This is a genomic window from Streptomyces sp. NPDC058373 (genome assembly GCF_042723275.1).
Lineage (GTDB): Bacteria > Actinomycetota > Actinomycetes > Streptomycetales > Streptomycetaceae > Streptomyces.
This window is the reverse complement of sequence record NZ_JBHXJE010000001.1, coordinates 160,258-182,657: the sequence shown is the minus strand read 5'-3', so window position 1 is coordinate 182,657 and position 22,400 is coordinate 160,258. Positions and strand designations below refer to the sequence as shown.

General features: G+C 72.8%; 21 protein-coding genes. 11 read left to right on the top strand and 10 right to left on the bottom strand.

Annotated features, from left to right (window positions below):
- Positions 1-116: 116 nt before the first annotated feature.
- A complete protein-coding gene (locus tag ACFWMZ_RS00860; protein WP_383179441.1) occupies positions 117-941 on the bottom strand; it encodes a purine-nucleoside phosphorylase in 825 nt (274 codons plus the stop codon).
- A gap of 84 nt (positions 942-1,025) precedes the next feature.
- Positions 1,026-1,463 (bottom strand): gamma-glutamylcyclotransferase, encoded by a 438-nt coding sequence (locus ACFWMZ_RS00855; protein ID WP_383179444.1) that lies wholly within the window; start codon positions 1,461-1,463, stop codon positions 1,026-1,028.
- Between the two features lie 127 nt (positions 1,464-1,590).
- Here ACFWMZ_RS00855 and ACFWMZ_RS00850 point away from each other — a divergent pair, with 127 nt between their 5' ends.
- Both ACFWMZ_RS00850 and ACFWMZ_RS00845 read left to right on the top strand, forming a co-directional pair.
- On the top strand, positions 1,591-3,039 hold the full coding sequence (locus ACFWMZ_RS00850; RefSeq protein WP_383179447.1) for an NAD(P)H-quinone dehydrogenase: 1,449 nt from the start codon (positions 1,591-1,593) through the stop codon (positions 3,037-3,039).
- 303 nt (positions 3,040-3,342) lie between these two features.
- Positions 3,343-4,296, top strand: a complete 954-nt coding sequence (locus ACFWMZ_RS00845; protein WP_383199047.1) for a DeoR/GlpR family DNA-binding transcription regulator — start codon at positions 3,343-3,345, stop codon at positions 4,294-4,296.
- A gap of 507 nt (positions 4,297-4,803) precedes the next feature.
- Here the strand turns inward: ACFWMZ_RS00845 and ACFWMZ_RS00840 are convergent.
- The 3 genes from ACFWMZ_RS00840 to ACFWMZ_RS00830 form a co-directional block, all read right to left on the bottom strand.
- A complete protein-coding gene (locus ACFWMZ_RS00840) occupies positions 4,804-5,379 on the bottom strand; it encodes a TetR/AcrR family transcriptional regulator (protein WP_383179450.1) in 576 nt (191 codons plus the stop codon).
- Between the two features lie 157 nt (positions 5,380-5,536).
- Positions 5,537-6,067: a GNAT family N-acetyltransferase gene (locus ACFWMZ_RS00835; RefSeq protein WP_383198979.1), complete on the bottom strand. Its 531-nt coding sequence runs from the start codon at positions 6,065-6,067 to the stop codon at positions 5,537-5,539.
- A gap of 206 nt (positions 6,068-6,273) precedes the next feature.
- Entirely contained in the window at positions 6,274-8,046 is a 1,773-nt protein-coding gene (locus ACFWMZ_RS00830; RefSeq protein ID WP_383179452.1) for an acetyl/propionyl/methylcrotonyl-CoA carboxylase subunit alpha, read from the bottom strand.
- A gap of 431 nt (positions 8,047-8,477) precedes the next feature.
- Between ACFWMZ_RS00830 and ACFWMZ_RS00825 the strand changes: the two genes are divergently transcribed.
- Both ACFWMZ_RS00825 and ACFWMZ_RS00820 read left to right on the top strand, forming a co-directional pair.
- Positions 8,478-8,963, top strand: coding sequence for a hypothetical protein (locus ACFWMZ_RS00825; RefSeq protein WP_383179545.1), 486 nt, complete (start codon positions 8,478-8,480; stop codon positions 8,961-8,963).
- Between the two features lie 174 nt (positions 8,964-9,137).
- Positions 9,138-9,479: a hypothetical protein gene (locus tag ACFWMZ_RS00820; protein ID WP_383198977.1), complete on the top strand. Its 342-nt coding sequence runs from the start codon at positions 9,138-9,140 to the stop codon at positions 9,477-9,479.
- Positions 9,480-9,604: 125 nt separating this feature from the next.
- On the opposite strand, the gene ACFWMZ_RS00815 is transcribed toward ACFWMZ_RS00820, so the two are convergent.
- The 4 genes from ACFWMZ_RS00815 to ACFWMZ_RS00800 all read right to left on the bottom strand — a co-directional run bounded on the left by ACFWMZ_RS00815 (position 9,605) and on the right by ACFWMZ_RS00800 (position 12,367).
- Positions 9,605-10,204, bottom strand: coding sequence for a Maf family protein (locus ACFWMZ_RS00815; RefSeq protein ID WP_383198976.1), 600 nt, complete (start codon positions 10,202-10,204; stop codon positions 9,605-9,607).
- Positions 10,205-10,279: 75 nt separating this feature from the next.
- A complete protein-coding gene (mmpB, locus tag ACFWMZ_RS00810) occupies positions 10,280-10,417 on the bottom strand; it encodes a morphogenic membrane protein MmpB (protein WP_383179461.1) in 138 nt (45 codons plus the stop codon).
- Between the two features lie 107 nt (positions 10,418-10,524).
- Positions 10,525-10,728 (bottom strand): acyl-CoA carboxylase subunit epsilon, encoded by a 204-nt coding sequence (locus ACFWMZ_RS00805; protein ID WP_383179548.1) that lies wholly within the window; start codon positions 10,726-10,728, stop codon positions 10,525-10,527.
- A gap of 31 nt (positions 10,729-10,759) precedes the next feature.
- Positions 10,760-12,367, bottom strand: a complete 1,608-nt coding sequence (locus tag ACFWMZ_RS00800; RefSeq protein ID WP_383179464.1) for an acyl-CoA carboxylase subunit beta — start codon at positions 12,365-12,367, stop codon at positions 10,760-10,762.
- A 327-nt stretch (positions 12,368-12,694) separates the two neighbouring features.
- Here ACFWMZ_RS00800 and ACFWMZ_RS00795 point away from each other — a divergent pair, with 327 nt between their 5' ends.
- The 6 genes from ACFWMZ_RS00795 (at position 12,695) to hutH (ending at position 19,850) form a co-directional block, all read left to right on the top strand.
- Positions 12,695-13,048, top strand: a complete 354-nt coding sequence (locus ACFWMZ_RS00795) for a hypothetical protein (protein ID WP_383198974.1) — start codon at positions 12,695-12,697, stop codon at positions 13,046-13,048.
- 145 nt (positions 13,049-13,193) lie between these two features.
- Complete coding sequence (locus ACFWMZ_RS00790; RefSeq protein WP_383179469.1) at positions 13,194-14,081, top strand: biotin--[acetyl-CoA-carboxylase] ligase; 888 nt, start codon at positions 13,194-13,196, stop codon at positions 14,079-14,081.
- Positions 14,082-14,153: 72 nt separating this feature from the next.
- Complete coding sequence (locus ACFWMZ_RS00785) at positions 14,154-15,401, top strand: adenylate/guanylate cyclase domain-containing protein (RefSeq protein WP_383198972.1); 1,248 nt, start codon at positions 14,154-14,156, stop codon at positions 15,399-15,401.
- A 362-nt stretch (positions 15,402-15,763) separates the two neighbouring features.
- On the top strand, positions 15,764-16,552 hold the full coding sequence (locus ACFWMZ_RS00780; protein ID WP_383179475.1) for an enoyl-CoA hydratase/isomerase family protein: 789 nt from the start codon (positions 15,764-15,766) through the stop codon (positions 16,550-16,552).
- Between the two features lie 444 nt (positions 16,553-16,996).
- Entirely contained in the window at positions 16,997-18,178 is a 1,182-nt protein-coding gene (locus ACFWMZ_RS00775; protein WP_383198970.1) for a diguanylate cyclase domain-containing protein, read from the top strand.
- 130 nt (positions 18,179-18,308) lie between these two features.
- A complete protein-coding gene (hutH, locus tag ACFWMZ_RS00770; RefSeq protein ID WP_383179481.1) occupies positions 18,309-19,850 on the top strand; it encodes a histidine ammonia-lyase in 1,542 nt (513 codons plus the stop codon).
- 214 nt (positions 19,851-20,064) lie between these two features.
- On the opposite strand, the gene ACFWMZ_RS00765 is transcribed toward hutH, so the two are convergent.
- Complete coding sequence (locus tag ACFWMZ_RS00765) at positions 20,065-20,379, bottom strand: hypothetical protein (RefSeq protein ID WP_383179484.1); 315 nt, start codon at positions 20,377-20,379, stop codon at positions 20,065-20,067.
- 425 nt (positions 20,380-20,804) lie between these two features.
- Between ACFWMZ_RS00765 and ACFWMZ_RS00760 the strand changes: the two genes are divergently transcribed.
- The gene (locus ACFWMZ_RS00760) at positions 20,805-22,061 is read left to right on the top strand and encodes an Ig-like domain-containing protein (RefSeq protein WP_383179486.1); all 1,257 of its coding nucleotides are present in this window, start codon (positions 20,805-20,807) and stop codon (positions 22,059-22,061) included.
- Positions 22,062-22,400 lie beyond the last annotated feature (339 nt).

Sequence of the window (22,400 nt, the reverse complement as noted above, 5' to 3'; positions counted from 1 at the left end):
CCTCTCTGCGGGCGGGACGGCGGACGGGCGGGGCCCCGCGGCAGGGCCCCTCGCGACCGGGCGCGACCGGCGGTGACCGGACGCGCCCGGGCGCCGGCAGGCGCGGTCGGACGAGGTCAGACGCGGCCGAGGACCTGGCGCAGGAGCGCGCCCATCCGGGTGGCGGAGTCGCGCCCGGCCTGGAGCACCTCCTCGTGGCTCAGCGGCTGGCCCGTCATCCCGGCGGCGAGGTTGGTGACCAGGGAGATCCCGAGCACCTCGGCGCCGGCCTCGCGGGCCGCGATCGCCTCCAGCGCGGTGGACATGCCGACCAGGTCGGCGCCGAGCGTGCGGGCCATCCGGATCTCGGCGGGCGTCTCGTAGTGCGGCCCGGGGAACTGGGCGTAGACGCCCTCCTCCAGGCTCGCGTCGATCTCCTTGCACAGGGTGCGCAGCCGCGGCGAGTACAGGTCGGTCAGGTCGATGAAGCGGGCGCCGACGACCGGGGAGGAGGCGGTGAGGTTCAGGTGGTCGCTGATGAGGACCGGCTGGCCGGGGACCATGCCCTCGCGCAGGCCGCCGCAGCCGTTGGTCAGCACGATGGTCTTGCACCCGGCGGCGACCGCGGTGCGCACGCCGTGCACGACGGCGGCGACGCCTCGGCCCTCGTAGAAGTGGGTGCGGCCCAGGAAGACCAGCGCGCGGCGGCCCTCGATGAGCTGGGAGCGGACCGTACCGGCGTGGCCCTCGACGGCGGGCGGCGGGAAGCCGGGCAGCTCGGTGACGGGGAACTCGTGCTCCGCGGGCCCCAGCTGGTCGGCCGCGGGCAGCCAGCCCGAGCCCATCACGAGGGCGACGTCGTGGGTGTCGGCACCGGTCAGCGCGCGCAGCGTGGCGGCCGCGTCGCCCGCTGCGGTGTACGGGTCGCTGGGCAGGTGTCCGGGGATGGCAGATGCGTTCACGGGGGAGAGCGTAGCCGCTCTCTGCCTACGCGCGTAGACGGCGGGGGCGGCCGACGTGCGGACCGGCTCTCGGGCCGCGCCTGGTCAGCAGGGTCGTTTGCGCAGTTCCATCACGTAGTCGTGGGGGGCTCCGGCCGACTCGGCGGCGTCCGCGATCTCGCCGAGGTACCGGGCGGAGGGCAGACCGCCCTCGTAGCCGTTGAGGACGTAGACCCAGGCGGGCTCCGCGGCGTCCAGGGTGTCCACCCGCACCCGCATCCGGCGGTAGATGTCGAGGCCCACGCCCTCCCACCGGTCCATCGCGTCCTCGTCCATCGGCGCGATGTCGTACAGCGCCACGAAGACCTGCGAGCGCGGCGCCTCCACGATGGTGGCGAGCGCCCCTTCCCAGCCCAGGTGCTCGCCCCCGAAGGTGAGCCGCCACCCGTTGAGCCAGCCGGTGGCGCGCAGCGGGGAGTGCGGGGCGCGGCGGGACATGAGCCGCGCGTCGAGAGTGCCGGCGTACGCGGCGAAGAGCGACATGGTTCCGAGGGTACGGCAGGAGCGGCGGGCGTCCGGGTGTTACGGAACCACAGCTCGGAGCGGCGCCGGGGCCGCCGCACCCCGGACGGAGGGCCCCGGGGCGTCGCTCCGCGAGGCGTGCGGGACAATGGAGTACGTGACTCGGATCGTGATCATCGGTGGCGGACCTGGCGGCTACGAAGCGGCGCTCGTCGCCGCGCAACTCGGCGCGGAGGTGACCGTCGTCGACTGCGACGGCCTGGGCGGGGCGTCGGTACTGACCGACTGCGTCCCGTCCAAGACCCTCATCGCCACCGCCGAGGTGATGACGACCTTCGACTCCTCCTACGAGGAGCTGGGCATCATCGTCGCCGACGACACCCCACACATCGACTCACCCGCCCGGGTGGTCGGTGTCGACCTCGGCAAGGTCAACCGCCGGGTGAAGCGCCTCGCGCTCGCCCAGTCGCACGACATCACCGCCTCGGTGACCCGGGCCGGTGCCCGCGTGCTGCGCGGCCGGGGGCGGCTGGAGGGCCAGCAGGGAACCGACGGCTCGCGGACCGTCGTGGTGACCGCGGCCGACGGCACCGAGGAGCGGCTGACCGCCGACGCGGTGCTGCTGGCGACCGGCGGCCACCCGCGCGAGCTGGCCGACGCCCAGCCCGACGGCGAGCGCATCCTCAACTGGACCCAGGTCTACGACCTCGACGAGCTTCCCGAGGAGCTGATCGTGGTCGGCTCCGGCGTCACCGGCGCCGAGTTCGCCGGGGCGTACCAGGCACTCGGTTCCCGGGTCACGCTGGTCTCCAGCCGCGACCGGGTGCTCCCCGGCGAGGACCCGGACGCAGCCGCCGTCCTGGAGGACGTCTTCCGCCGCCGCGGCATGAACGTCATGGCCCGCTCCCGCGCCCAGTCCGCCAAGCGGGTCGGCGACCGCGTCGAGGTCACCCTCGCCGACGGCCGGGTCATCACCGGCAGCCACTGCCTGATGGCGGTCGGCGCCGTCCCCAACAGCGCGGGGATGGGCCTGGAGGAGGCCGGGGTACGCCTCAAGGAGTCCGGCCACATCTGGACCGACAAGGTCTCCCGCACCTCCGCCCCCGGCGTCTACGCGGCCGGTGACGTGACCGGCGTCTTCGCCCTCGCCTCGGTCGCCGCCATGCAGGGCCGGATCGCGATGTACCACTTCCTCGGCGACGCGGTCGCGCCCCTCGACCTGAAGACCGTCTCCGGCAACATCTTCACCGACCCCGAGATCGCCACCGTCGGCTACAGCCAGGCCGACGTGGACAAGGGCGTCATAGACGCCCGCGTGGTCAAGCTGCCGCTGCTGCGCAACCCGCGCGCCAAGATGCAGGGCATCCGGGACGGCTTCGTGAAGCTCTTCTGCCGCCCGGGTACCGGGATCGTGGTCGGCGGTGTCGTGGTGGCGCCGCGCGCCTCCGAACTGATCCACCCGATCTCGATCGCCGTCGACAACAATCTGACCGTCGAGCAGATCGCCAACACCTTCACGGTGTACCCGTCGCTCTCCGGTTCGATCGCCGAGGTGGCGCGCCAGCTCCACACGCGGAAGCTCGCCTCGGACTCCTGACCTCCGGCGCGCTCCAGGCCCCGGCAGCCGCACCCGGCCGCCGGGGCCGCGGTGTTTCCGGGGCGCCCGCGCAGGTCAGAAGTGGGGTGTGCGGGAGCGTTTCCGCGAAGTGGAGTGCGGGGTTCCAGGGGGCCCGGAGGCAATCCCGCAGGTGCTCCTGGGGTGGGCCAGTCGCATATACCACCTCGGCGGACCCGGTGCGAACAATTTCTGTTATCCGGCGCAAACTGCTGAAAGCAGACGGTCGTTGGCATTACTGTCAGTTCCGTGTTCGCTGCAGAACGTCGCCAATTGATCCTCGAAATGGTGCGGGCCAACGGAGCGGTTTCGCTCCGGGAGCTCGCCCGCGTCGTCCAGACCTCCGAAGTGACCGTACGGCGGGACGTGCGGGCGCTGGAGGCGGAAGGACTCCTCGACCGCCGCCACGGCGGCGCCGTACTCCCGGGAGGTTTCACCCGCGAATCCGGTTTCCCGCAGAAGTCCCACCTCGCCTCGGCGGAGAAGACCGCCATCGCCGACCTGGCCGCCGGGCTGGTCGGCGAGGGGGAGGCCGTGGTGGTCGGCGCCGGTACGACCACTCAGGAGCTGGCCCGCCGCCTCGCCCGGGTCCCCGGGCTGACCGTCGTCACCAACTCCCTGCTGGTCGCCCAGGCACTGGCCCACGCCAACCGGGTGGAGGTCGTCATGACCGGCGGCACCCTGCGCGGCTCCAACTACGCCCTCGTCGGCAGCGGAGCCGAGCAGTCCCTCCAGGGGCTCCGGGTCTCCCGCGCCTTCCTCTCCGGCACCGGCCTGACCGCCGAACGGGGCCTGTCCACCTCCAACATGCTCTCCGCCAGCGTCGACCGGGCCCTGGTCCAGGCCGCCGCCGAGGTCGTCATCCTCGCCGACCACACCAAACTCGGCAGCGACACCATGTTCCAGACGGTGCCCACCGACCTCATCACCCGCCTGGTCACCGACGAACCACCGCCCCACGAGGAGCGCGCCGCCGCCGAACTCCAGGCACTGGCCGACCAGGGCGTGCAGATCTCCATGACCGGCGCCCACCAGCCGCCCGCCGAGACCCCGCCGCCCCCGGCCGCCACCGGCGGCCGGGGCAACGGGGTGCGCCGCGAGATGCCGCTCCCAGGCCAGCGGCGGACCGTGCACGGGGCGCCGCCTCCGGGCGGACCGCAGTTGCGCGGGGGGCCCGGGCTCCTGGGAGAGCAGCAGGCCGGGGAGCGGGGGAGAGTGGCGGACCTGCGGCGGAGGTGAGCCGGTTCGCGGGGCGCGGGCGGGGCTCGGCTGTGCCGGGGCGGGGGTGACCGTTCGCGTACGGCGAGGCTTGAGCCGGGCTCGAAGGTCTGCCCGCGCTCGGGGGCGCGGGTTCCGATCACGGGCTCGCCGGTCGCGCGCCTTCGGGCAGGCCGGTCAGGCCGGTCGCGGTGGGTGGTGCGGCCGGGCAGGGCACGGTCAACGAGCTCGGCGTGGCTTACGCCGGCCTGTCGTGGTGGTGTCGCCGAGGTGCCGGGGACGGTGCGCTTCGACTCGGGTGTGTGGGGGGCGGGGAAGTGTGGGCGGTTTCGGCCACCAGTGGTGGGGAGGCGGCGTGCTTCGGCTCGCGTGGGGCCGGGTCAGTCCGGGCAGATGCCGCGCAGGGTAGGGAGAGTGGGCGGCCGGCGAGTCCCGGTTCGTCCGAGGTGGCGTCGGCGGCCGGCCGTCGGGGAGCTGGCCTCGCCTGGGCGACCGAGACGGCGTGCCCTCAAACCGCGTGGGGCCGGGTCAGTCCGGGCGGATGCCGCGCAGGGTGAGGGAGAGCAGGCGGTCGGCCAGCTCCGGTTCGTCCGGGGTGGCCTCGGCGGCCAGCGCGATCGCGTTGGTCAGCTGGAGCAGGTCGCCGATGGAGACGTCCGAGCGGACCGCGCCCGACTCCTGCGCTCGGGCCAGCAGGGCGGAACCGGCGGCGCGCATCGGGTCGCTGCACCGGGAGAGCTCCGAACCGGCCCCGCTGGATGCCGACATGAGCGCTCCGGACAGGCCCTGATACTCACTCGCATGAGTGATCAGGGAACGGAGCCACTCGACCAGGGCGGCGCACGGGTGTTCCGCCCGCAGCAGCTCCCGGGCCCGCTCCAGCAGGTCGCCCACGGCGTCGGCGAAGACCGCGCTGAGCAGAGCCTCGCGGTGCGGGAAGTGGCGGTAGAGGGTGCCGATGCCGACGCCCGCGCGGCGGGCGATCTCCTCCAGCGACGTGTCCGTGCCGTGCGCCGCGAAGGCGCGGCGGGCCTCGGCGAGGAGGCGTTCGCGGTTGCGCCTCGCGTCGGCGCGCAGGGGGCGCTGGTCCGTTTCGGTCGGCATGGGTTTCCCTCCCGGGGGTGGGGCTGGGCGCCCCTTGCTGCTCCTTCAGGATGCCATGGGGGGTGAGGGGGCGGGCCTGAGCATCGGCTGGGCCGGGCTCTGGACCGTGCTGGGCCGGGTGGGCTTGCCGTCGGGGGTGCGCGGTGCGGAGTGGGGTTCAGCGGCGGTGGGTCAGTACGTGGGTGGTCGTGCCGTCGGACTCTTCGATGTCGCGGATGTGCCTGAAGCCCAGTCTGTGCAGCAGCTTCAGGGAGGCGTGGTTCGAAGCCGCCACCGTGGCGTGGACCTCGGTCAGGCCGAGGCGGTCGGACCCGTGGGCCATCAGCGCCGCCGCCAGCTCGCTGCCCAGGCCCGAGCCCCAAGCCGCCGGGGCCAGGGCGTAGATCAGCTCGTGGCCGCCGGTGGCCTCGGTCGGCTTGATCTCGCCGTGCCCGATCAGGGTGCCGTTCCGGCGGACAGCCCAGACGTCGAACAGGCGGCGGGCGTAGACCTTGGTGAAGATCCGGCCGAACAGAGCGCGGTCCTCGGCCTCCGAAGACGGACCCGAACCCATCCAACGCGACACCTGCGGGTCCTGGAACAGCGCCGGGAAACCCGCCTCGTCCTCCCGGACGTACGGCTCCAGGACCAGGCGGTCCGTACGCAGGACCGGCGGCGGCGCGGGCGACACGGGGGAGTCGGGAAGCACAGGCGGCGACGCTACGCGCGCGACTCCGGGCGCCGCAAACAACCTTCAATCGCCGGCGCCTTCAGCGAGTGGGCCCGTCACAAGGGGCCCTTCCGAGGCGGTGTGAGTGCGGGTGCGGGTGCGGGCACGGGAGGCGGGACGGAACTGGGAACGGGCCCCGGCGGATGTCCGCAGGGGCCCGTTCCCATGGCTGGGTGAGCAGCCGGTCAGTCCTTGATCTCGCAGATGACGGCGCCCGAGGTGATCGAGGCGCCGACCTCGGCGGTCAGGCCCTTGACGGTGCCGGAACGGTGGGCGTTCAGCGGCTGCTCCATCTTCATGGCCTCCAGGACGACGACGAGGTCGCCCTCCTTGACCTCCTGGCCCTCCTCCACCGCGATCTTGACGATCGTGCCCTGCATGGGCGAGGCGAGGCTGTCGCCGGAGGCGGCCGGGCCGGACTTCTTGGCGGCACGGCGCTTCGGCTTGGCTCCGGCGGCGAGACCGGTGCGGGCCAGGGACATGCCCAGGGAGGACGGGAGGGAGACCTCCAGGCGCTTGCCGCCCACCTCCACGACGACCGTCTCGCGACCGGACTCGTCCTCGGCGTCACCGTCGGCGGGGGCGTCGAACGGCTTGATCTCGTTGACGAACTCGGTCTCGATCCACCGGGTGTGAACGGTGAACGGCTCGCCGGACCCGGTGAGTTCGGGCGCGAACGCCGGGTCGGCGACGACGGCCCGGTGGAAGGGGATGGCCGTCGCCATGCCCTCGACGTTGAACTCCGCCAGCGCCCGGGCGGCGCGCTGGAGCGCCTGCTCGCGGGTGGCGCCGGTGACGATCAGCTTGGCCAGCAGAGAGTCCCAGGCCGGGCCGATCACGCTGCCGGACTCCACACCGGCGTCCAGGCGGACACCGGGGCCGGCCGGCGTGTCGAAGGCGGTGACGGTGCCGGGCGCGGGCAGGAAGCCCCGGCCCGGGTCCTCGCCGTTGATGCGGAACTCGAAGGAGTGGCCGCGCAGCGCGGGGTCGTCGTAGCCCAGCTCCTCGCCGTCGGCGATGCGGAACATCTCGCGGACCAGGTCGATCCCCGAGACCTCCTCGGTGACCGGGTGCTCCACCTGGAGACGGGTGTTGACCTCCAGGAAGGAGATGGTGCCGTCATTGCCGACGAGGAACTCGACGGTGCCCGCGCCGACGTAACCGGCCTCCTTGAGGATGGCCTTGGACGCCGAGTACAGCTCCTCGACCTGAGCCCCGCTCAGGAAGGGGGCCGGTGCCTCCTCGACCAGCTTCTGGTGGCGGCGCTGGAGCGAGCAGTCGCGGGTGGAGACCACGACGACGTTGCCGTGGCGGTCGGCCAGGCACTGCGTCTCGACGTGGCGCGGCTTGTCCAGGTAGCGCTCGACGAAGCACTCGCCCCGGCCGAAGGCCGCGACGGCCTCACGCACGGCCGAGTCGTACAGCTCGGGCACCTCTTCGAGGGTGCGGGCCACCTTCAGCCCGCGCCCACCGCCGCCGAAGGCCGCCTTGATGGCGATCGGCAGGCCGTGCTCCTCGGCGAAGGCCACGACCTCGTCGGAACCGGAGACCGGGTCCGGGGTGCCGGCCACCAGGGGCGCTCCGGCGCGCTGGGCGATGTGACGGGCCGCCACCTTGTCGCCGAGGTCGCGGATGGCCTGCGGCGGCGGGCCGATCCAGGTCAGGCCCGCGTCGATGACCGCCTGCGCGAACTCCGCGTTCTCGGAGAGGAACCCGTAGCCGGGGTGGATCGCGTCCGCGCCGGAGTCGGCGGCGGCCTGGAGCACCTTCGCCATGTCCAGATAGCTGGCCGCGGGCGTGTCACCGCCCAGGGCGAACGCCTCGTCGGCCGCGCGGACGTGCAGAGCGTCCCGGTCCGGGTCGGCGTAGACGGCTACGCTCTCGATCCCGGCGTCCCGGCATGCCCTGGCAACGCGGACAGCGATTTCGCCTCGGTTGGCGATGAGCACCTTGCGCACGATGGCTCCCTCCTTGAAACAAGCTGAGTTTAGGGACTGCCCACACGGCTCTACGACCCGTCCCCAGAGGTGAGCTTGCCCACACGGAGTGTGATCCGAGGCTCACGAAGGTGGCTGCATCCCTTGTCGCACCAAGGTACGCGGGGATTCCCCGGGGCACAGCAGCTCCCCGGTGTGGTCAAGGTCTCTGTAGGCGGACCCGTCCCACGCTCCATGTTCTTTGTGGAGTTCCTACGAAGGGCGCGGGATTTCTTTGCGGTCCGGCGGAGTGTCGCGGGAGTCTTGTCCGGAGGTTTACCGGTTAGTAGCGTTCGCGCTGTCGCCGTACTGCGGGTAACCGCGTGCGGCGCCCCGTCGGCGCCCCCGTCCAGGCAGGCGTGCGGGCCTAAGTTCCGGTCGCCCGGCCGGACGGAGCAGGGGGTGGCGCGGTGATGCGCAGAGTGGCGGCGATCGCGGCGGGAGTCGTACTGATGGCGGAGGCGTTCGGCGTCTTCATGCTGCTGATGACGGTCGGCATGGTGGTGGAGAACCAGTCGATGTCGCTCGACGGGCTCGACCCGGCGCTGATGTCCGACGGGGCGCTCGGCTTCGGCATCTTCTCCGCCGTCTTCCTCGCCGGCTGCGGGCTGGTGCTCCTGCTCGTCGGCGCCCGCGACCGGGCACCGGCGCGCTTCGGCCGCGTCCTGCTCGTCATCGTGTCCGTCGTCCACGGCGTACTGGGCGCTCTGGCGGTCGGCCTCGTCGGCTGGGAAGCCTTCGCCGTGTTGATGGTCGTGCTCGCGCTGATCGTGTTCGTGTTGGTGGCGTACGGGCCGGGTGGCCGACCCGGAGTCCCGAAGCCGGAGGAGCCGGGCGACGGCGAGGCGCAGATGCAGGTGCAGGCGCCGGGCGAGCCGAGGCCGAAGCCTGCCGCGTAGTCGCGGGCGAGCGGGAGTGGTTCGCGGGGCGGCGGTTCGAGGGTTGGCGGTTCGCGGGGTAGCGGTTCGAGGGGTGGTCATGGTGGTCTCCTCGGCCTGTGGCGCGGGGGTTGTCGGGGGTGGGTTTCGGGGCGGCGGACCTGGGGTGATGGGCCGTTCCTCCCTTTCCGCGGCATGGGCATGGCCCTCGCCGCGGCCTGGCGCACGATCCCCGAACTCACCAGAGGCAGCACCGCCTTCGGCGGCGGCAGCTACAAGTGGGTGCCGACCGGCGTCAATTACGGCGGGTCCCACTTCCGAGGCGACCTCACCGACACCTCGGCCGGCGACGGCCACAACGCCTCCGTCCAGGCCAAAGCCGAGGGCTACAGCTGGAACCGCTTCAACGGCAGACAGGACAAGGCCGTCCCCGACGGCGCCGCGCGGTACGTCAGAGACACCTGGATCCACGTCTGCCGGGACCGGGGATCCCTGTGCCCGGACAACTGCTCCCCGGCCATGCACGACAAGCGGTAGTCACGCCCGGCGGGCCGGCCGCGCGCCGGACCGCCCCGACAAGGAGTCCCCCCATGTCCGACCAGCGATACGAGCGGCCGCTGCGGGAGTGGTTCGACGAGGCGGCCGCAGGCGCACCCCGCGGGCTACTCCCAGAAGTCGGTGATCGCCAGGTCGAGTTCGCCGAGGAGGCGGCGCAGCAGGGGCAGCGAGAGGCCGATGACGTTGCCCGGGTCGCCGTCGATGCCGTCGATGAACGGCGCCGACCTGCCGTCCAGGGTGAACGCCCCGGCGACGTAGAGGGGCTCGCCGCTCGCCACGTAGGCGGCGATCTCCTCGTCCGAGGGTTCGCCGAAGCGAACGGTGGTGGAGGCGGTGGCGGAGGCCCGGCGTCCGGAGGCCGTGTCGATCACGCAGTGGCCGGTGCGCAGCACACCGTCCCGGCCGCGCATCGCCTTCCAGCGGGCCGTGGCGTCCTCGGCGTCGGCGGGCTTGCCGAGCGCCACCCCGTCCAGATCCAGTACCGAGTCGCAGCCGATCAGCACCGAGCCCGACGCCTCGGGCCGGGCCGCCACCGCGTCGGCCTTGGCCTCGGCGAGGACCAGCGCCAGCGCGCCGGGGGAATCGGCGGTCAGCGCGTCCTCGTCCACCCCGCTGACGATCACCTCGGGCGCCAGCCCCGCCTGCCGCAGCAGACCGAGACGGGCAGGGGAGGCCGATGCCAGCACCACACGACGATTGCTCATCCCCCGACCCTAACCGCCCGCCCGGCACCCCAGGGACCGGCCGCCGCACCCGCTCCGGGAGACCGCCGCCCCGCGTCAGCGCAGCCCCAGCACACACATCACGATCACTGCCGCCACCGCCAGCAGCACCCACGCACGCCGCAGCATGGCGTGGGCCTCGCGCGCGGCGCGGGGCACCTCTTCCTCACGTTCCACGGAATCGGACCACAGCATGAATCCGATCCTCCGCTCCGCACGCCGGAGGTGCTTGAGTACGGATACTCAAGCGCCTCCCCGGCCACCGGGAACCCCGGAACCGCACCCGCGCGGTACGGCGGGAGCTACGACGGCCAGAACGTCCGCGCCCACGAACGCGGGCCCGGCGCGGGCATCCGGGTCCGGGCGATGCGCGCCGGGTCGGACCAGCCCTCGGGCGCGCCCGGTCCCTCCTCGGAACCGGTCACGGAGGCGGCCCGTGCCCGGACCACGGCGAGGGCGGCGGCCAGTTCCTCCGGCGTCGGGTTGCCCCGTACGACCTTGATCATCATCTCGGGCCTCCAGGCAGTGCCGAATCCGTCAGAGCGGGATGTTGCCGTGCTTCTTCGGCGGCAGACTCTCCCGCTTGGTGCGCAGTTGCCGCAGCCCGCGCACGATGTGGCCGCGCGTGGCCGACGGCATGATCACCGCGTCGATGTAGCCGCGCTCGGCCGCCGTGTAGGGGTTGAGCAGCGCCTCCTCGTACTCCTGGATGAGGCGCGTGCGCACCGCCTCCAGCTCGTCGTCGGGAGTCTGCGCCAGCGTGCGGCGGTGCAGGATGTTGACCGCGCCCTGCGCGCCCATCACGGCGATCTGCGCTGTCGGCCAGGCCAGGTTGAGGTCGGCGCCCAGGTGCTTGGAGCCCATCACGTCGTACGCCCCGCCGAACGCCTTCCGGGTGATCACGGTGATCAGCGGGACGGTCGCCTCGGCGTACGCGTAGATCAGCTTGGCGCCGCGGCGGATGATGCCGGTGTGCTCCTGGTCGACGCCCGGCAGGAAGCCCGGCACGTCGACGAAGGTCAGGACCGGCACGTTGAAGGCGTCGCAGGTCCGCACGAAGCGGGCCGCCTTCTCGCTCGCGTCGATGTCCAGGCAGCCGGCGAACTGCATCGGCTGGTTGGCGACGATGCCGACCGGGTGGCCCTCGACGCGTCCGAAGCCGGTGACGATGTTCGGCGCGAACAGGGCCTGCGTCTCCAGGAACTCCCCGTCGTCCAGCACGTGCTCGATGACGCGCTGCATGTCGTACGGCTGGTTCGCGCTGTCCGGGATGATCACGTCCAGCTCGCGGTCCTCGTCGCCGACCTCCAGGTCCGCCTCCTCGGGGAAGACCGGGGCCTCGCTGAGGTTGTTCGAGGGCAGGTAGGACAGCAGCGACTTGACGTACTCGATGGCGTCCTTCTCGTCACCCGCCATGTGGTGCGCGACGCCCGAGGTGGCGTTGTGCGTCCGCGCGCCGCCCAGCTCCTCGAAGCCGACGTCCTCGCCGGTGACCGTCTTGATGACGTCCGGGCCGGTGATGAACATGTGCGAGGTCTGGTCGACCATCACCGTGAAGTCGGTGATCGCGGGGGAGTACACCGCGCCGCCCGCCGCCGGACCCACCACCAGGGAGATCTGCGGGATCACGCCGGAGGCGTGGGTGTTGCGGCGGAAGATCTCGCCGTACATGCCGAGGGCGCTCACCCCCTCCTGGATGCGCGCGCCGCCCGAGTCGTTGATGCCGATGACCGGGCAGCCGTTCTTCAGCGCGAAGTCCATCACCTTGATGATCTTCTGGCCGAAGACCTCGCCGAGCGCCCCGCCGAAGACGGTGAAGTCCTGCGAGAACACCGCCACGGGCCGGCCGTCGACCATGCCGTAACCGGTCACGACACCGTCGCCGTACGGGCGGTTCGCCTCCAGGCCGAAGCTGGTGGAGCGGTGCCGGGCGAACTCGTCCAGCTCCACGAAGGAACCCTCGTCGATGAGGAGGTCGATTCGCTCACGCGCCGTCAGTTTGCCCTTGGCGTGCTGCTTCTCGACCGCACGCGCGGAACCGGCGTGCGTGGCCTCCTCGATCCGACGCTGCAGATCCGCGAGCTTGCCCGCGGTGGTGTGCAGCTCGGGGTTGGGCGGTGTGGTGGCGTTTTCCGGCGCGGACATCGGGATGCGGCTCCCTGCCTGGTCACGAGGGGTGGACGGTCGGCACCCGGCGCCGTGAGGGCGGCCGCCGGAGACCGGAACGGCGCAAGGCCGCTGAGCTACTGTGCCGTAGCGTATCGGCGCCGCTCCGCTTCGTCAGTGCGGTGTTTGCCACACGCGTGTGCGCTTGCGTAGGGAGTGAAGAGGGGCATTCCGGGGGAGACGCAGGGCTCACCGGTAGCGCCTGCCACCCGGCGGCACGCCGTGTCGGTCACCGAGGGGAATCCTCTGCCCTCCTCGCCCTACGCCCCTCAGCACGCTCCCGTCGGCGATGTTGGCGCCGCACTCGTGCTGATCGACTCCCGCCTGAAGGCCGTGCACGACGGCAGGGCCGAGGCCGGTCCCGAACAGCGGCAACCGGTCGACCACGTCGTGCCGAACCTGGTGGCGCTGATGCGCACGATGCCCAACAGCGTCCGCCCCGAGGCGGTACCCACCATGGCCGGCCTCGTCATCGCCTCGGCCGCCGGGCCGAGCCCCAGCCTGCGGCGCCAGCAGTACGGAAGCTGGACCAAGGAGGAGATGACTCCCCTGGAGGTCACCGCCTTCCTCGTGGCGGAGCACATCAACCACATCACCGACGCCCCCGACTCCGCCACCCGCCTGATCACCGATGCTCTGTCCAGCGCGGGCGAAGACTGACGGTTCAGCCTCGCCGGTGGGGGTCCCGGACCCGTCCCGCGGTCGCGGTGACACGGGTGGCGGCGTACCGGGCGGGCCCGCTGCCCGGGGGCGGCGGCGCGCGGGCGTTGGCCAGGAAGGGGCCGGGAGGGGCAGGCTGGGAACCATGACACCGACCGACCGTCCCGGAGGCCGCAGCGGCCCCGCTCCCTGGTCCGACCTCAGCAGGCCTCCGCTCAACGAGTCCGCGCTGCGCCGCGCGCTGGTCCGGCCCGGCGGGCTGTGGACCTCCCTCGACGTGGTCCAGGAGACCGGTTCCACCAACGCCGACCTCGCCGGCCGGGCCGACTCCCTGCCCGAGGGCGCGGTCCTCGTCGCGGAGGAGCAGCTCGCGGGACGCGGCCGCCTCGACCGGCGCTGGTCGGCTCCGGCGCGGTCCGGGATCTTCTTCTCGGTCCTGCTGCGGCCGACGGCGCCCGCCGACCGGTGGGGCTGGCTGCCGCTGCTCACCGGCGTCGCCGCCGCCTCGGCCGTCTCCCGTGTCGCGGGGGTCGACACCGGACTCAAGTGGCCCAACGACCTCATGGTCACCGTCGGCTCCGAGGAGCGAAAGGCGGGCGGCATCCTCGCGGAGACCGCGGCGGGCGGCATCGTCGTCGGCGTCGGCATCAACGTCAGCCTCCGCGTCGACGAGCTGCCCGTCCCCACCGCCGGTTCGCTCGGCCTCGCCCAGGCCGCCGTCACCGACCGGGACCCGCTGCTCCGCGCGGTGCTGCGCTCCCTGGAGGAGTGGTACGGCCGCTGGCAGGAGGCCGACGGCGACGCCGCCGCCTCCGGCGTCCAGGAGGCGTACGCCGCCGGGTGCGTCACCCTCGGCCGCGCCGTACGGGCCGAGCTGCCGGGCGGGGAGGCGCTCACCGGGGAGGCCGTGGCCCTCGACGGGGACGGGCGGCTCGTCCTCGCCACCGAGGACGGCGTGCAGCGCCCCGTGGGCGCCGGGGACATCGTCCACCTGCGCCCGGACGGTCCCTCGGAGGGCTCCCGCCGGGAGTGAGCCACGGCACACCTGCCGTATCGTTGAGCTCGGTCCACAGGCGACCGCCGCAGATCGGAAGGGCAGCTGGCAGTGACCGTCGACGACACGGGTTCCGGTACCGGGACGCCGCGCGGTCCCCACGGCCGGGACACCGGTGACGGGGCCGGGGCGTCCGGCAGCCCGTCCTCCGACGACTCCGCGCACGCCGGGCGGCGCGGGCCCGTCGCCGGCGCCCCGAAGCGCGGTCTGCCCGACCTTCCCGACCGGCCCGAGCGCGCCGTCGACCAGCAGGACGACGCCGGGCACACCGAGCCGCGGCAGGACCCGCTGGCGTTGCGGATCGAAGGGCTCATCCTCGGCGCCGAGCGCCGTTACACACCCTTCCAGGCCGCCCGGGCCGCCGGCGTCTCCATGGAGCTGGCCTCCCGCTTCTGGCGCGCCATGGGCTTCGCCGACATCGGCCAGGCCAAGGCGCTCACCGAGGCGGACGTACTCGCGCTGCGCCGCCTGGCCGGTCTGGTCGAGGCGGGGCTGCTGAGCGAGGCCATGGCCGTCCAGGTGGCCCGGTCCACCGGGCAGACCACGGCACGGCTGGCCGAATGGCAGATCGACTCCTTCCTGGAGGGGCTCACCGAGCCGCCTGAGCCCGGGATGACCCGTACCGAGGTCACGTATCCGCTGATCGAGCTGCTCCTGCCCGAGCTGGAGGAGTTCCTCGTCTACGTCTGGAGGCGGCAGCTGGCCGCCTCCACCGGGCGGGTCATCCAGGTGGCGGACGACGAGGAGATGGTCGACCGGCGGTTCGCGGTCGCCTTCGCCGACCTCGTCGGGTTCACCCGGCTCACCCGGCGGATGGAGGAGGAGGAGCTCGGGGAGCTCGTCGAGGCCTTCGAGACCACCGCGGCCGACCTGGTCGCCGCGCGTGGGGGACGGCTGGTCAAGACCCTCGGGGACGAGGTGCTCTTCGCAGCGGACGACGCGGGGACGGCGGCGGAGATCGCCTTGCGGCTGATCGAGACCATGGCCAATGACGGGAGCATGCCGGAGCTGCGGGTGGGGATGACGTTCGGGACCATCACCACTCGGATGGGGGATGTCTTCGGGACCACCGTGAATCTCGCCTCGCGGCTCACCTCCATAGCGCCGAAGAACGCGATCCTGGTGGACAGTGCGTTCGCCTCGGAGCTGGTGCGGACCGGGGAGGCGCCGGCCTCCGAGGCGGAGGCCGCTGCCGCGGGGGAGCCTGGGGGGTATCGGTTCGCGCTGCAGCCCATGCATCAGCGGCCGGTGCGGGGGTTGGGGGCGGTTGAGCCCTGGTTGCTCACCCGCCGAGCCTGACCTCGGGGCGGTCGGCCCGACTTCTTCTCCTTCCCTCAGCGTCGGCTGGGTTGTCTCTTGCCGTCCTGCCCGGCTCGACGGTGCCGGTTCCTGTCGGCCTCAATCGCCGGCCGGGCTTGGGGTTCGCGGTTTGTTCGCTGGGTGGCACGACCCCACCCCACCCATGTACCGGAGGGACCGCGAACCCCAGCCCGGCGGGCGGTTGAGGCCAATCAGTGACCCGCACGGCCAAGCGGCGCTCAACCAAGACCCAGCCCGGCCGGGGCTGACGTCGGCCGAGGTGGGGGCCGTAGGCGCGGGTGCCGCGCAGGCGGCCTGGCTAGGATGGGGTAACGATCGTTAACCTCAGCCAGGAGCAGGCCATGCCGCAAACCGCAGAGCACCTCACGGTCACCCACCACGGCCACGTGGCAGAACTGGCCCTCGACCGCCCCGAGGCGATGAACGCCGTCTCCACCGACCTGGCGAAACAACTGGCAGCCGTCTGTGACGACTTGGCGCGCAGTCAGGAGGTGCGGGTCACCGTACTGACCTCCACGCACCCGAAGGCCTTCTGCGTGGGCGCCGATCTGAAGGAGCGCAACCGCTTGACGGACGCCGAACTGGTCCGCCAGCGCCCGACCGCGCGGGCGGCCTACACGGCGGTGCTGGAGCTTCCGATGCCGACCATCGCCGCCGTACATGGTTATGCCCTCGGCGGCGGCTACGAGTTGGCGCTGGCCTGCGACCTGATCGTCGCCGACCCGACGGCGGTCGTCGGCCTCCCCGAGGTCTCCGTGGGCGTGATCCCCGGCGGCGGCGGCACGCAGCTCCTGCCGCGCCGGGTGGGCGCCGCCCGCGCGGCCGAAATGGTCTTCAGTGCCCGCCGGGTGGCCGGGGCGGAGGCCCTCGCCCTGGGCCTGGTCGACCGGCTCGCCGAGGAGGGCCAGGACCGGACGGAGGCCCTGGAGCTGGCGACGGCCATGGCCGCCCACTCCCCGGTAGGCCTCCGCAACGCCAAGCGCGCCCTCCGCCTGGGCCAGGGCCTCGACCTGCGGGCCGGTCTGGAGATCGAGGACGCCGCCTGGCGCGCCACCGCCTTCTCCGGCGACCGCGCGGAAGGCGTCGCCGCCTTCAACGAGAAGCGCACCCCCAACTGGCCCGGCGAGTGACCCCCGACAACCACCAGCCACCACCTGACCCCCACCCGACCCCATAAGCCCCTACCGGCCAGACGATCCCCACCGTCCGACCAGGTGACGGCCACGCCCGCGCCACCCGCCGGACGAACCGCGAACCCCAAGCCCGGCCGGCGCTTGAGGCCAATCAGTGACCGGCACGGTCAAGCCGAACCGCACCCAAACCCCAGCCCGGCCGGCGCTTGAGGCCATCAGTGACCGGCACGGTCGAGCGGCGGCGCAGCCAACCCCCAGCCCGGCCGGCGCTTGAGGCCATCGGTGACCGCCCCGGTCGAGCGGCGCCGCAGCAGAACAGCCCAGCCACCCCAAGAGCCCAAGCAAGACCGGCACGGTCGAGCCCCCCGCCCCCCGGAGGGAAGCCCCGGCTCAGCCCAGCAAAAAGTCCCACCTGGCCGAAAACATTCTTAGCCTGGAGCGATGGGAGACGATCTCCGGCTGCGGGCCGTGGTGGCCCTGGCCCAGGCGATGGCGGCGGCGCAGTCCCCGCGCGAGGTGTGGCGGGCGGCCGCCTCGGGCGCCTGCCGTGCGCTCGGGGCGGGCTTCGCCGCACTCTCGGTGTGGGAGCGGGAGCAGGGCCGGCTGCGGGTGCTGGTCAACGCCGGGCGGCTGGCCCCGGGTGAGGAGGAGTACCCGGAGACGGAGACGTATCCGGTGCACCAGTTCCCGGAGATCACGGAGTTCCTGCACGAGCGCTGGGCGGGCGGCGGCGAGCCGGACGCCTGGGTGGAGACGGCCGACGGCCGGGCCGAGGGGCGGCCCGGCTACTGCCACCAGCGGGTCGCCGCCCTGCGCCGCCGGGGCCGGGGCTGCTGCGTGGTGGCGCCGATCGTGCTGCACGGCCATGCCTGGGGGGAGCTGTACGTGGCGCGGGAGGCGGGCGCGGAGGTCTTCGACCGGACCGACGCGGACTTCGCGACGGTGCTGGCGGCGGTCGTGGCCGCGGGGATCGTGCAGTGCGAGCGGCTGGAGGAGGCGCGGCGGCTGGCGTCCACGGACGCGTTGACGGGGCTGGCCAACCGGCGGGCGGTCGACGCGCGGCTCGACGAGGCGGTGGAGTCGCACCGGGAGGAGGGGGCGGTGGTGTCGCTGGTGGTCTGCGACGTGAACGGGCTGAAGCGGGTCAACGACACCCACGGGCACGCGGTCGGCGACCGGCTCCTGGAGCGGTTCGGCTCGGTCCTCTCGCTCTGCGGGGCGATGCTGCCGGGGACGCTGGCGGCCCGGCTGGGCGGCGACGAGTTCTGCCTGGTCAGCGTGGGCCCCGAGGCGGACGAGGTGGTCGCGGTGGCCGAGGAGCTGTGCGAGCGGGCGTACGGGCTGGCCACGGGGGAGGGAGTGGCCTGCGGCGTCGCCTCCACCGGCGACCCGATCGGCGAGGTCCGTTCGGCGCGCCGCCTCTTCCGGCTGGCGGACGCCGCCCAGTACCGGGCGAAAGCGGTACGCGCGCGGGGCCCGATCGTCGCAGGCCGCGAGGCCGAGCCGGAGACCGGCGCGGACGCGGTGCTGAAGCTGGCGGACGCGCCGCCGCCGGAGGGCGGGGAGCGGCGGCGTATCCGGGGGCGCCGCGACGGGAACGGGAACGCGGGCGGGGCCGGGTGACCAGGCCGCGGCCGCCCCTCGCCGCCGCACCGGGCCGGGACCTGCGTGGCCCGCGGCAGGTGAAAGCGGTAACGGGCTCCCCCGCCCACCACCCGTGACAGCGCGGGATTCACTGCGTACGCTCCTGAATATGGATATGCACACTGTGGTGGTGGGAACCTCCGGGACCAGCGCGGCCGACGTCGTCGCGGTGGCCCGTGGCGGTGCCCGCGTCGCACTCTCCCCGGAAGCCCTGGCCGCGCTCGCCCACGCCAGGGAGGCGGTCGACGCGCTGGCCGCCAAGCCCGACCCGGTCTACGGGGTCTCCACCGGGTTCGGCGCGCTCGCCACCCGGCACATCGGCCCGGAGCTGCGCAGCCAGCTCCAGCGCAACATCGTGCGGTCGCACGCGGCGGGCATGGGGCCGCGGGTGGAGCGCGAGGTGGTGCGGGCGCTGATGTTCCTGCGGCTGAAGACGCTCTGCTCCGGTTACACCGGCGTACGCCCCGAGGTCGCGCAGACCGTCGCCGACGTGCTGAACGCGGGAATCACCCCTGTCGTCCACGAGTACGGGTCGCTGGGCTGCTCCGGCGACCTGGCGCCGCTCAGTCACTGCGCGCTGGCCCTGATGGGCGAGGGCGACGCGGAGGGCCCCGACGGCACCGTGCGGCCCGCCGCCGAACTCCTGGCCGAGCACGGCATCACCCCGGTCGAGCTGCGCGAGAAGGAGGGGCTGGCGTTGCTCAACGGCACCGACGGCATGCTCGGCATGCTGGTCATGGCCCTCGCCGACCTCGACCGGCTCTACACCACGGCCGACATCACCGCCGCCCTCACCCTGGAGGCGTTGCTCGGCACCGACCGGGTGCTCGCCCCCGAGCTGCACGCGGTGCGGCCGCACCCGGGCCAGGCCGCCAGCGCCGCCAACATGGCCGCTGTGCTGGCCGGATCCGGGCTGGTCGGCGGGCACCAGGACGACGCCCCGCGCGTCCAGGACGCGTACTCGGTGCGGTGTGCGCCCCAGGTCGCGGGGGCGGGCCGGGACACGCTGGCGCACGCCCGGCTGGTGGCGGAGCGCGAGCTGGCGGCCGCCGTCGACAACCCGATGGTCATCGACGGGCGCGTGGAGTCCAACGGCAACTTCCACGGTGCGCCGGTCGCCTACGTGCTGGACTTCATCGCCATCGCTGTCGCCGACCTCGCCTCGATCGCCGAGCGCCGCACCGACCGGCTCCTCGACAAGAACCGGTCGCACGGGCTGCCGCCGTTCCTCGCCGACGACCCGGGTGTCGACTCGGGGCTCATGATCGCCCAGTACACGCAGGCGGCCCTGGTCAGCGAGTTGAAGCGGCTCGCCGTACCGGCGTCGGCCGACTCCATCCCGTCCTCCGCGATGCAGGAGGACCACGTCTCCATGGGCTGGGCGGCCGCGCGCAAGCTGCGGACCGCCGTGGACGGGCTGGCGCGGGTGCTCGCCGTCGAGCTGTACGCGGCGACCCGGGCCATCGAGCTGCGGGCCGGTCTCACCCCCGCCCCGGCCTCCGCCGCCGTCATCGCGGCACTGCGCGCGGCCGGTGTCGAGGGGCCGGGCCCGGATCGGGTGCTGGCGCCGGAGCTGGCGCTGACCACCGAGTTCGTTCGGTCCGGCAGCCCGGTCGCGGCCGCGGAGCCGCACACCGGCCCGCTGGCATGACGACTGGCCCCGCCGGGTGACGGCGGGGTGGGGAGGGGTGCGGGCGCCGCCGTCCGGGAGGGGCGGGACGGACGGGGGCGCTCGTAAAAAGGTGTGAGGAACGGCTCGGCCGGGGTGGGGCCGGATGTCGGCCGGGGCGGGTTGTCGAGGGTTTCGCTGGGCCGCGGGGAGCCGGTGTGGTGCATAGCACGTGACGGTCCCCGCGGCGGGGAGATCAGGTCAGTCCCGCGTCCTCGGCGGCCCACGGGCCGCGGCGGGCCGAGTAGGCCACGAAGCCCGCGCCGACCAGCAGGAACGTGGTTCCGCCGACCAGGTACGGGGTGGTGTCCACGCTGCCGGAGTCGGCGAGCAGGAGCTCCTCGCCGGCCGGTTCGGCGGCGGGGGTGCCGGGGGCGGTGGTCTGCTGTTCCTGCGGGCCGGTGCCGGTCGCCGTGCCGGAGGCGTTGGCGGACGGCACGAACCACAACGCCCCCAGCAGGGTGGCGGCGGTGGTGGCGGTGAGAAGTGATCGTCGTGCGGTGGACGACACGGTATCGATCCCCCTTGTGGCGCTGGCGAATTGGCCGTGTGGGGCGATCGTAGTGACCCCTGGGGGCGGGGGAAAGCGGAGGGGCGCGGAACGAGACGGGGTACGGCCCGGCGGCACGAGTGTGCGACGGTGGAGCACAGCGGTTCGTATGAGTTCGGGCGGATTGGGCAGGAGACCACCGCGTCAGAGGTGGCCGAATCCGACCGCCCCTGGTGGCCGGTGGCGTGAGCTGCTAGAACGGCCCCTGGCGGGCGGAAGTGGTGTAGCCCACATCGGCGAGCGAAGTGGAACCGGACGAACCGGGCGGGTGTTGTAAACCTGTAGTGGGGACAGGCGTCCTCGGAGGCGCAGGTCCGGACCGCGCCAGCACCGGGCCCGTGCGGCCGGGAACATCCGGGGATCAGGCAACGATGGAGAAGCGTGTGATGACGGACAGCAAGCGGCGCAGGGCTCTGTCGGCCGCGTCCGCACTGCTCGGCGGAGTGCTCGTGCTCTCGGCGTGCAGTGGCGGCGACGGCGGGAGCGGCGGGGGCGCGTCGGAGAGCCGCGAGAAGTCGCAGGCGGAGGTCGACGAGGCAGCCGCTCAGAAGACCTCGGCGGCTCGAATAAAGATCACGCCCAAGGACGGCGCGGACAACGCCAGCATCAACAACGACGCCGAGGTCGCCGTCACCAAGGGCAAGCTGACCGACGTCAGCATGCAGTCCGCGGACGGCACCGACGTGCCGGGCACCTTCTCCGCCGACAAGACCTCCTGGAAGCCCGAGGGCCAGCTCCAGCGCGCCACCGTCTACAAGATCGCCGCCGAGGCGGAGGACACCGACGGGCGCAAGGCGCACGAGAACGCCTCCTTCACCACCGTCTCGCCGGACAACAGCTTCATCGGCAACTTCACGCCGGAGGACGGTTCCACGGTCGGCGTCGGCATGCCCGTCTCGATCAACTTCGACAAGGGCATCACCAACAAGGCCGCCGTGCAGAACGGCATCAAGGTCTCCAGCAGCAGCGGCCAGGAGGTCGTCGGCCACTGGTTCAACGAGAAGCGGCTCGACTTCCGCCCCGAGGACTACTGGGCGGGCAACTCCACCGTCACCCTGAAGCTCGACCTCGACGGTGTCGAAGGCGCGGACGGCGTCTACGGCGTCCAGCAGAAGACGGTCACCTTCAAGATCGCCCGCAACCAGGTCAGCATCGTCGACGCCAAGACCAAGACGATGAAGATCACCCGGGACGGCAAGACGGTCAAGACCATCCCGATCTCGGCCGGGTCGCCCGACAACAAGACCTACGAAGGCCGGATGGTGATCTCCGAGAAGTTCAAGGAGACCCGGATGAACGGCGCGACCGTCGGCTTCACCGACGACGACGGCAAGGGCGAGTACGACATCAAGGACGTGCCGCACGCCATGCGCCTCTCCACCTCGGGCACCTTCATCCACGGCAACTACTGGGGCGACAAGTCCATCTTCGGCAACGCCAACACCAGCCACGGCTGTGTCGGTCTCGCCGACGCCAAGGGCGCCAACGACGCCTCCACCCCGGGCGCCTGGTTCTACAACAACTCCATGGTCGGCGACGTGGTCGACGTCCGGAACACCGGCGACAAGACCGTCGCCCCCGACAACGGCCTCAACGGCTGGAACATGGACTGGGCGCAGTGGAAGGCCGGCTCCGCCGTCTGACCTGATCCCCGGCCGGTCCCGAACCGGTTCTGAACGTCCCGAAGGCCCCGCGTCCACCCCGGACGCGGGGCCCTCGGCGTGCGCCCGCCCCCGTACCGCCGCCTTCTCATGCCGCTCTCACGCACGCCTTAACCGTTCACCACAGAGCGTTCCTACGGCCACGGCATGTTCCTCACCCACCTCCGGCGCGAACTGCGGCGCCGCAGAAAGGCGGCACTCGTCGTCGCCTCCGGGCTCGCGCTCGGCATCGCGCTGGTCATCGTCGTCAAAACCGGGCGGACCCCTCCTGACCAGCGCGGCTCCGGGGCGCGGGGGCCCGTCCCGGAGCCGTTGGCCTCT

Excerpts from the sequence above, each read along its gene's own strand:
- ACFWMZ_RS00855 (WP_383179444.1), bottom strand. The coding sequence starts at position 1,463 with ATGTCGCTCTTCGCCGCGTACGCCGGCACTCTCGACGCGCGGCTCATG.
- ACFWMZ_RS00850 (WP_383179447.1), top strand. The coding sequence starts at position 1,591 with ATGGAGTACGTGACTCGGATCGTGATCATCGGTGGCGGACCTGGCGGC.
- ACFWMZ_RS00845 (WP_383199047.1), top strand. The coding sequence starts at position 3,343 with ATGGTGCGGGCCAACGGAGCGGTTTCGCTCCGGGAGCTCGCCCGCGTC.
- ACFWMZ_RS00840 (WP_383179450.1), bottom strand. The coding sequence starts at position 5,379 with ATGCCGACCGAAACGGACCAGCGCCCCCTGCGCGCCGACGCGAGGCGC.
- ACFWMZ_RS00825 (WP_383179545.1), top strand. The coding sequence starts at position 8,478 with ATGCGCAGAGTGGCGGCGATCGCGGCGGGAGTCGTACTGATGGCGGAG.
- ACFWMZ_RS00820 (WP_383198977.1), top strand. The coding sequence starts at position 9,138 with ATGGGCATGGCCCTCGCCGCGGCCTGGCGCACGATCCCCGAACTCACC.
- ACFWMZ_RS00815 (WP_383198976.1), bottom strand. The coding sequence starts at position 10,204 with ATGAGCAATCGTCGTGTGGTGCTGGCATCGGCCTCCCCTGCCCGTCTC.
- mmpB (WP_383179461.1), bottom strand. The coding sequence starts at position 10,417 with ATGCTGTGGTCCGATTCCGTGGAACGTGAGGAAGAGGTGCCCCGCGCC.
- ACFWMZ_RS00805 (WP_383179548.1), bottom strand. The coding sequence starts at position 10,728 with ATGATCAAGGTCGTACGGGGCAACCCGACGCCGGAGGAACTGGCCGCC.
- ACFWMZ_RS00800 (WP_383179464.1), bottom strand. The coding sequence starts at position 12,367 with ATGTCCGCGCCGGAAAACGCCACCACACCGCCCAACCCCGAGCTGCAC.
- ACFWMZ_RS00790 (WP_383179469.1), top strand. The coding sequence starts at position 13,194 with ATGACACCGACCGACCGTCCCGGAGGCCGCAGCGGCCCCGCTCCCTGG.
- ACFWMZ_RS00780 (WP_383179475.1), top strand. The coding sequence starts at position 15,764 with ATGCCGCAAACCGCAGAGCACCTCACGGTCACCCACCACGGCCACGTG.
- ACFWMZ_RS00775 (WP_383198970.1), top strand. The coding sequence starts at position 16,997 with ATGGGAGACGATCTCCGGCTGCGGGCCGTGGTGGCCCTGGCCCAGGCG.
- hutH (WP_383179481.1), top strand. The coding sequence starts at position 18,309 with ATGGATATGCACACTGTGGTGGTGGGAACCTCCGGGACCAGCGCGGCC.
- ACFWMZ_RS00760 (WP_383179486.1), top strand. The coding sequence starts at position 20,805 with ATGACGGACAGCAAGCGGCGCAGGGCTCTGTCGGCCGCGTCCGCACTG.